We start from the raw sequence: 2,006 nt of genomic DNA on the forward strand, positions 1-2,006 counted from the left end.
CCGTGGCGTCGGGCCGGCCGGGCACCTGCTCCACGCCGATCACGCGGTACTCACCCTCGGCCAGGCGCCGGTCGCGGCCCCCGCCGCCGCTCGAATGGCCGATCGAGTCCGAGGCGCTCGAGGCCGCCGACCCCGCGCTGGAGGCCATGGAGGTGAACAGTTCCGCATGGCCGGGCAGGGCGGCGGTGGCGAGCAGCGAAGACACGCACGCGGCGCGAACGAAGGCAATCAGGGGCATGGCAATCCTCGGGGCCGCGGCGGGCAGGGGAGCGGGGTGGGTGGGGATCATGGCGGCGTTCACTGGAACTGGGCGGTGAGTTCCTGCGCGCCCTTTTCGATGCCGGCCTGCGCCGCATCCAGGGTGCCGAAGGTCGCGCCGATGTTCAGCGCGTTCGGGTATTGCTTGGTGACGAAGGCGTCGAGCAGCTGGTTCGACACCGCATCGAAGATCTCCACGGCGTAGCTGACCGAGCCGGTGAAGGTGCCTTCCTTGCCGCGAATGCCCTGCACCAGGTTGTAGGGTCCGCCGCCGATGTCGAAGCGCGTGAAGGTGCTCAGGCCCCGCGTGGTGAGCCTGGCGCCGGTGAGCGTCACGCGCAGGCGCAGCGTGGCGGGGGCGGGCTGGGCCACGATCTGAAAGCGCGTGGCCAGCCGCGCCGTGAACTGCCGGCGCATGTCGCCAGCCAGCTGGCGCCGCTGGGCCTCGGGCACGTCCTCGAACTGGTGGTCGGGCCCGGAGTAGATCACGATGGGGTCGAGGATCACCTTGGTGTACTGGCTCCAGTCCCGGTGCGATGCCACGCGGTAGGGAATGCGGCCGGTGTCGTCGTCCAGGTTGGGCCGCAGCTGGGGCGCGGACTGCAGCCCGGTGTAGGCGATGGGCTGGGTGCTGGCGCAGCCGGCCAGGGCGGCAAGGCACAGCAGGGGCAGGAGCACCGCGGGGCGCAGAAAAGGGGTGGCATGCATGGAGCTTCTCCAAAAGAAAGGGACGAAGGGGGTCCAGCCCCGGGCCGAGGGGCCAGGGGATGGGGCTATAACTGAACATTAATGTACGGTATAGTATGATTTGCCCGAGGGAGCCCTGTCAAGTAAAGAGTACAAGTTAGTTCACTTTTGGAGATGCGAATGCGGGTCAGGACCCAGGCGCGGCGGGATGCCATCGTGGAAGCGGCGGCCAAATTGTTCGAGGAGGTGGGGTACGAGGCGGCGTCGATGAACGAGCTGGCCAAGCGGCTCGGGGGCTCCAAGGCCACCCTCTACGGCTATTTCCCGTCCAAGGAGCCGCTGTTCGTCGCCGTGGTGCAGTCGCTGGCGACCTCTCACCTGGCCGACGCCACCTCCCACCTGCTGGCGGCGCTGGAAACACGCCCGCCGATGCGGCCCACGCTGACCCGGTTCGGGGACGAGGCGCTGCAGGTGATGCTGAACGACCGCCGCGCGCTCTCGGTGTACCGCATGGTGCTGGCGGACGCGGGCCGCTCCAACATCGGCGAGCTGTTCGACGGCGCCGGCCCGCGCCAGTGCATCGACGCGCTCACCCGCTTCATGGGCGCCGCCATGGCGCACGGCGAGGTGTGCGAGGGCGATCCCCAGGTCATGGCGATGCAGTTCATGGCGTTGCTCACCGCGGAAACCGGGCCGCGCCTGTACCAGCAGGACCCACCGGCCGTCTCCGTCGCCGACATCCACGCGCGGGTGGTTCGGGCCGTGGACTTCTTCCTGAGGGGCGCGGCCCCCGGGCGCTAGGCGCGACCCGAAGCGCGCCGGCATGCCCTGCGGCGCCGACGCCGGTTCGGCGTCTTGTCCTGCGCATTTGCCGGGGTCGTGGGCCAGTGCGGTCGGCTCAGCCGTCGTTCAATAGGGCCATCCCCCGCCGACCCTTCTCTTTGGCCCCTTCGCCTGGAACCCGAATGTCCGCCTTGCCGTCCCGCACCGAGTCTCCCGCCGCACCGCCGCCGTCCTTGCCGGGCGGCGATTCGCCCACCCACCGCGCGCACAGCGCCTCG

Annotated in this window: 2 protein-coding genes and 1 pseudogene; 1 reads left to right on the forward strand and 2 read right to left on the reverse strand. The window is 69.9% G+C overall.

Annotation, left to right across the window (positions count from 1 at the left end):
* Positions 1–238: pseudogene (locus AC27IQ_RS23230) on the reverse strand (hypothetical protein); the annotation flags it as partial.
* A 59-nt stretch (positions 239–297) separates the two neighbouring features.
* On the reverse strand, positions 298–966 hold the full coding sequence (locus AC27IQ_RS23235; protein ID WP_487090960.1) for a DUF3313 domain-containing protein: 669 nt from the start codon (positions 964–966) through the stop codon (positions 298–300).
* A 159-nt stretch (positions 967–1,125) separates the two neighbouring features.
* Here AC27IQ_RS23235 and AC27IQ_RS23240 point away from each other — a divergent pair, with 159 nt between their 5' ends.
* Positions 1,126–1,746, forward strand: coding sequence for a TetR/AcrR family transcriptional regulator (locus AC27IQ_RS23240; protein WP_284403023.1), 621 nt, complete (start codon positions 1,126–1,128; stop codon positions 1,744–1,746).
* The last annotated feature ends 260 nt before the right edge of the window (positions 1,747–2,006 follow it).

The organism is Acidovorax sp. KPB24-07, assembly GCF_057543315.1.

What these genes read in the sequence shown, in the direction of transcription:
- AC27IQ_RS23235 (WP_487090960.1), bottom strand. Translation starts at nt 966, where the DNA reads ATGCATGCCACCCCTTTTCTGCGCCCCGCGGTGCTCCTGCCCCTGCTG.
- AC27IQ_RS23240 (WP_284403023.1), top strand. Translation starts at nt 1,126, where the DNA reads ATGCGGGTCAGGACCCAGGCGCGGCGGGATGCCATCGTGGAAGCGGCG.